General features: G+C 40.5%; 5 protein-coding genes. 1 reads left to right on the top strand and 4 read right to left on the bottom strand.

Annotated elements, in window-relative coordinates; translation table 11 throughout:
* Positions 1-120: 120 nt before the first annotated feature.
* The gene (gene hpf, locus V7150_RS16225) at positions 121-669 is read right to left on the bottom strand and encodes a ribosome hibernation-promoting factor, HPF/YfiA family (protein WP_335520390.1); all 549 of its coding nucleotides are present in this window, start codon (positions 667-669) and stop codon (positions 121-123) included.
* Positions 670-944: 275 nt separating this feature from the next.
* Here hpf and V7150_RS16220 point away from each other — a divergent pair, with 275 nt between their 5' ends.
* Positions 945-1442 (top strand): spore coat protein, encoded by a 498-nt coding sequence (locus V7150_RS16220; RefSeq protein WP_335520387.1) that lies wholly within the window; start codon positions 945-947, stop codon positions 1440-1442.
* Between the two features lie 39 nt (positions 1443-1481).
* Here the strand turns inward: V7150_RS16220 and V7150_RS16215 are convergent, their stop codons facing one another.
* From V7150_RS16215 to V7150_RS16205, 3 genes are read right to left on the bottom strand one after another with little or no spacing between them, the layout of a single operon-like run.
* Positions 1482-2198: a ComF family protein gene (locus V7150_RS16215; RefSeq protein ID WP_335520385.1), complete on the bottom strand. Its 717-nt coding sequence runs from the start codon at positions 2196-2198 to the stop codon at positions 1482-1484.
* Between the two features lie 19 nt (positions 2199-2217).
* A complete protein-coding gene (locus V7150_RS16210) occupies positions 2218-3705 on the bottom strand; it encodes a DEAD/DEAH box helicase (protein WP_335520382.1) in 1488 nt (495 codons plus the stop codon).
* Complete coding sequence (locus V7150_RS16205; RefSeq protein ID WP_335520393.1) at positions 3690-4682, bottom strand: nuclease-related domain-containing protein; 993 nt, start codon at positions 4680-4682, stop codon at positions 3690-3692. The genes V7150_RS16210 and V7150_RS16205 overlap by 16 nt, the downstream gene beginning before the upstream one ends.
* Positions 4683-5087 lie beyond the last annotated feature (405 nt).

Raw genomic sequence — 5087 nt, 5'->3', positions numbered from 1 at the left:
GGATAACATCGATTTTTTTCTCTATTCTGGTTTTAGATTCATTTTATTTAAGATATAGAACATAATATATCAAAATAAATAATGCCGCTCCGGTCATCCGGAGCGGCATTATCGAGCATATTAATGTGCTTCAATTAAACCATAACGGCCATCTTTTCGCTTGTAAACAACATTTGTACGGTTAGTATCTGAGTTAGTGAATACATAGAAGCTATGACCAAGCATGTTCATTTGCAGAATCGCTTCTTCACTGTCCATTGGTTTCAAATCGAAACGCTTTGTGCGAACTAACTCAAGTTCGTCTTCATCCACATCATGCAGTTCTGGGCTTTCAGTGGTTGCAAATGTAATTGGAAATTCGCCTTTTTCACGGAACTTACGGTTTACCTTTGTTTTGTGTTTGCGAATTTGGCGTTCAAGTTTATCAGTTATCAAGTCAATCGCCGCATACATATCGACGTTTGTTTCCTCAGCACGTAAAACTAATTGTGGCAGAAGGATGGTTACCTCTACTTTTGAAGTTTTATCTTGATTGAATTTAAGATTCACATTTACATTTGCATCTGGTGCTTCTGTAAAATAACGCTCCAATTTAGCAATTTTCTTTTCTACATACTCTCTAATTGCTGGAGTTACCTCAATGTTTTCACCACGTACGTTATATTTCATTAGTGGACTCCTCCTTTTATTAAGGCTATGTAATAACATTTCTATTTTACCCTATGATTATCCTGCTAAATCAGAACAAAAATTTTGTCGATTTTTTGACAAATACATCAGGTAAATAGTGACAATGTTTTACACCTTTTTTGATAAAAATAGGTACTATTCACCAAAATAAATGGTAATTAAAACTTATTTTAATATTGATCAGGACAATTTACCACTAAAATGCTCAACGAATAGGTTAAATTGATGTGAAAACGAATGGAGGATTTAGCCATATGGAGCACGAAGAACGTAAATTGCTTGCCTGGCACGAAACATTAGAATTGCACGAGTTGGTTGCCTACCAATCCTCGGGATTAATGAAGCTGAAAATGTCCATTACTAAAGTAACTGATAATGAACTTAAAGAACTTTATAAAAAGTGTATTCACGACCTTGAAGGAAACCTAAAAGAACTGCTTAAATTTTATCCATCAGCACAGGGCTATCAAGCGAGGGAGGAAGAAGATTTACGTGAAGACATGGGCTTTTTCGCTGCAGATCTACTGGGCCTTTCAAAAGGATTAGTCTACAATTTGGCTACAGCAATCACCGAAACGGCCACACCGGCGTTACGAAAAACCTTCACCAATCAGCTAATGGGGGCAATCCATGGCCATGATCGAGTCTATAATTACATGCATAAACATGGCTATTATCCATCCTACGATTTAGGCCTATTGCTCGGTCATGATATTGAAAATGCCCAAAAAGCACTTCGGATGAAGTTTTGACCATATTTAAGGGGCGAGGCATTGTCTCCCCCGCATTCACTACCTTGCAAGTGTCAGCGATTGAATGCTCGCTGCTCCCGCCGCTTTTAACAGCTTCGCAGCGTGCCTTAGTGTGGAGCCGGTTGTGTAAATATCATCAATCAAGACGACCTTTTTTCCTTGTAAATTAGAATCGGCAGCGACTTTAAATACTTGGGGTAAATGTATGCGGTCTGACCTTGATTTTTTCGATTGCTTTTCTGAGTGAATTCGGGTAAGGATTTCTGCAGGGGAAAAGCCAGATTCCTTTAGCAGTGCCACCGCTTGATTAAACCCTCTCTCATATAGCCGTTCTTCGCTCAATGGAATAGGTACAAGTAAATCTGGTCTCATTTTTGTGAGTGCTTCTTTTATATCTGCCGTGAATACCTTAGCCAATATATAATCGCCGCGAAACTTGTATTTCGCGATTACTTCTTTTAAAAATTCATTGTAAAGGAAGAGTGAATGATTTTTCTCAAGTAATCCTTGCCACTCCGGGTCCTCCTCCCAGCGGAAGCAATCATTGCACCATTCCCCCTTTCGGAATTTCTCATCTAGTTGGTAAAATGGCCGGCAGCAAATTCTGCAGGTTTCTCCTTCAATTTTCTTTAGATTAGCTTCACAAGCAGAGCAAAAAAGCTGTTCCTTTTCAATGGAGAATATCGCTCTCCAGCCTACTGTTGGCTGAATTACATTATTACAGACAAGACAATGGTTTTGTTGGAAAAGATTCATTTTTTAAGCTCCTGTTCTTTTATTTATCAAGCAGCCCTCTTTTGACCCCCTCACTGTTCATCGAGACAATTTGTCTCCTTGCCTTTATCATCTCGTCAGTTTTTCCATAATGAAAAAATGTCACCACCCCATCTGGATGATCCTTGCTCCTCCCTGCTCTTCCGGCAATTTGTACAAGGGCACTTTCGGTAAAAATGGGATCTTCCGCCCCAATGACGGCGACATCAATATTTGGAAAGGTTACCCCACGTTCGAGGATGGTCGTGGTTAACAGTAAAGGAATTTCTTTTGTTCGCATTTTTTGTACCTTATTTTTCCGCTCTGGGTCTTCGGCATGGACAGCTTGAATGGTTGGATCAAACTGCTGAAGAATGGGTAGGGCTTTTTCCATCAACGGTATATGCGGGAAAAAGATTAATGTCTGTTTGTTAGCCTTTATTCGATTATGTATCCATTGGATGGCATTTTGCGGCAATTTATTTTTTTGAAGCTTTTTTTGCCAATTTCCACACCAAACAAATTCGGGCACTGGCAGTGGGTGGCGGTGGAATCGGGCAGGGATGGTTGTATAAGCTCTTTTTCCCGAGCGGCATTCTCTTTGCCATTTTTCATTAGGGGTTGCCGTCAAATAGATCATCGCTGCTGTTGGTTTCCGCGCATGAATCGCGGCGTATTGGAGAGATTCCTCCACGGTATATGGAAAGGCATCGACCTCGTCCAAAATAATGGTGTCAAATGCTTGGTAAAAACGAAGCAGCTGGTGAGTGGTCGCAATTGTGAGGGGAGCATACAGATGGCGATCTTCGCTGCCGCCGTATAGGGAGGCAACTGTAATAGTAGGAAATGCCGCCTTTAGTCTAGGTGTCAGTTCTAATACGACATCTGTTCTTGGTGTGGCGATACAGATTCTTTTTTTGGAGGTTAACGCCGCCTCAATTCCAGCGAAAAGGACCTCGGTTTTCCCAGCACCGCAAACAGCCCAGACTAAGTGCTCCTGATCTCGCCGAATCGCCTCTACCACATGATTCGAAGCCACTAATTGTCCTTCCGAGAGCGTTCCCTGCCATTCTAATATCTTCGTAGGGTAAACGGTGTCAGGCACCGGCCCATTCCAGCCTAAAAGTGGAGTACATGCACTGATTCGCCCCATCATTAGGCAATGGCGGCAATAGAGGCAGGTTTCTCCACATCGAGAACATGGAAAGGATGCAAACTGCTGTGGATCCTTGTTGCCGCAGCGGGCACAGATGGGCTGTTTTCCTTTGTAGACGATACCTTTTCGGTAAGTGACATATCCATTTTGATAATGTGTTTGGATTTCATCGAAGGTGAATGGGATATCATCAAAGAGGAGCTGTTTTCCTGTAAGAAGCTGCTGAATATTTGGGTTGTAGGCGAAGTCTGGATTGAGCGGCGGCTGAGGGATAGTCGGAATTTTTGTGATGGGGAGAGAGTCGCTTGATGTGTTGTTTGGTATTAACATTCCAGCCTTTATGATAAAACGCATACTGGCACCTTCTTTGGACAAAGATGATATATCCGATTCTTAGTTTTTCCTGAGGATGGTAATTTCAATCTTAATAGGATTTTTTGAGTGATATCGTTGTTTGGGAGATGTAGGAAGCTTCGAACCTCGAAATTGGTAATCGTTGGCTTAATCAAGTGGAAATAATCACTGAGGGCTTTTAAATGGGCTACTTTTGAGGTAGTTTGGCAGACTGGGCAAGTCCATTTACCTCTTTTGTAATTCATCGGGATATGATGGCATTTATCATTCGGACAGCAAACTCCACTGCGAATATCTTTTTCTGTAAGATTGTATTCTTTTAAAATGTTAATTTGCTTTGGGCTTTGCTGACTTAAGAGTAACTCCCCTATTTTGGTAATGGTCTGGTTATCAACTCTTACATGATTATATCGCTGCTCAAGATTTTCAATTTTATTAAAAACATCTCTTCCTTTACAAACTTTGCTAAAATCGACTCTTTCACCGGGATTGGTTTTTAAGATTGTGTTAGTACTTTTAAAAAAAATAAGGTAATCTATCGGCAATAAATTGCAGCAATTTTTAGCCGTCCAACTCCGTAAGAGCGATTGCAGACGTTGACATTGAACTCGCGGGTCTTCGAATGCTTCTTCATTACCATTCTCATGGATGCGAATAAGCTGTTTGAATACATTATCAAAAACTAAGGTGCCAGAAATATTTTTTGCTTCTATGATTAGGATATAGTTTTGAGATATGAGGAGAGTATCCATTTGAAAGTGAATACCATTGATTTGTAGTTGGAGGTCGTGAAAGATAAGGTATTTTTCTTGTGGTAATTCTTTCATGTAATTAGCTAATGCCATTTCACCCCAGTACCCTGCCCATCTTTTGGCTAGATCTTTTTCAATTTCTTGATATTTAGGATGACCAAGTGTTAGGCGTTCTTTTAAGATTTCTGTTAAAAAAATTCTTTGCGGAGGGATTAGTTCTTTCATATTCAATTGTTTCGTCACTCCTTTTTCTTTCCTAAAATTAATGCCTTGAAGAGGTTCTGCAATTAAGGAAGAAATTCCTGCTAATTTGTCAAAAATTTTGTGAAGGTTTTATGGCTGACCTATTTAGCTGAGGGGGAATTCCGCCAATTTGGGACGGATTTCCGCCAATTTGAATGGGATTCCCGCCAAACTGTCTTCGGATTCCGCCAAACCCTTTTTTTACATTACCTTTTTTATTATAATTCCAGGACTAGCCTCAACTCCTTTGATGAACTGACTCTTTCTTCACGATGATTCCGACAACTCAAGCCAGAATTCCGCCAAACTAATCTGGATTTCCGCCAAACTACGATTTTTTTCCGCCAACTTTTGCAATTATTCCGCCAAACTGTCTTCGGATTCCGC

This window comes from Neobacillus drentensis (assembly GCF_036965245.1).
Lineage (GTDB): Bacteria > Bacillota > Bacilli > Bacillales > Cytobacillaceae > Neobacillus > Neobacillus drentensis_G.
Note: the sequence above shows the minus strand (reverse complement) of the source record. Positions and strands in the feature narration are given on the sequence as shown.

Coding starts and splice junctions, on each gene's coding strand:
- hpf (WP_335520390.1), bottom strand. CDS start 669: ATGAAATATAACGTACGTGGTGAAAACATTGAGGTAACTCCAGCAATT.
- V7150_RS16220 (WP_335520387.1), top strand. CDS start 945: ATGGAGCACGAAGAACGTAAATTGCTTGCCTGGCACGAAACATTAGAA.
- V7150_RS16215 (WP_335520385.1), bottom strand. CDS start 2,198: ATGAATCTTTTCCAACAAAACCATTGTCTTGTCTGTAATAATGTAATT.
- V7150_RS16210 (WP_335520382.1), bottom strand. CDS start 3,705: ATGCGTTTTATCATAAAGGCTGGAATGTTAATACCAAACAACACATCA.
- V7150_RS16205 (WP_335520393.1), bottom strand. CDS start 4,682: ATGAAAGAACTAATCCCTCCGCAAAGAATTTTTTTAACAGAAATCTTA.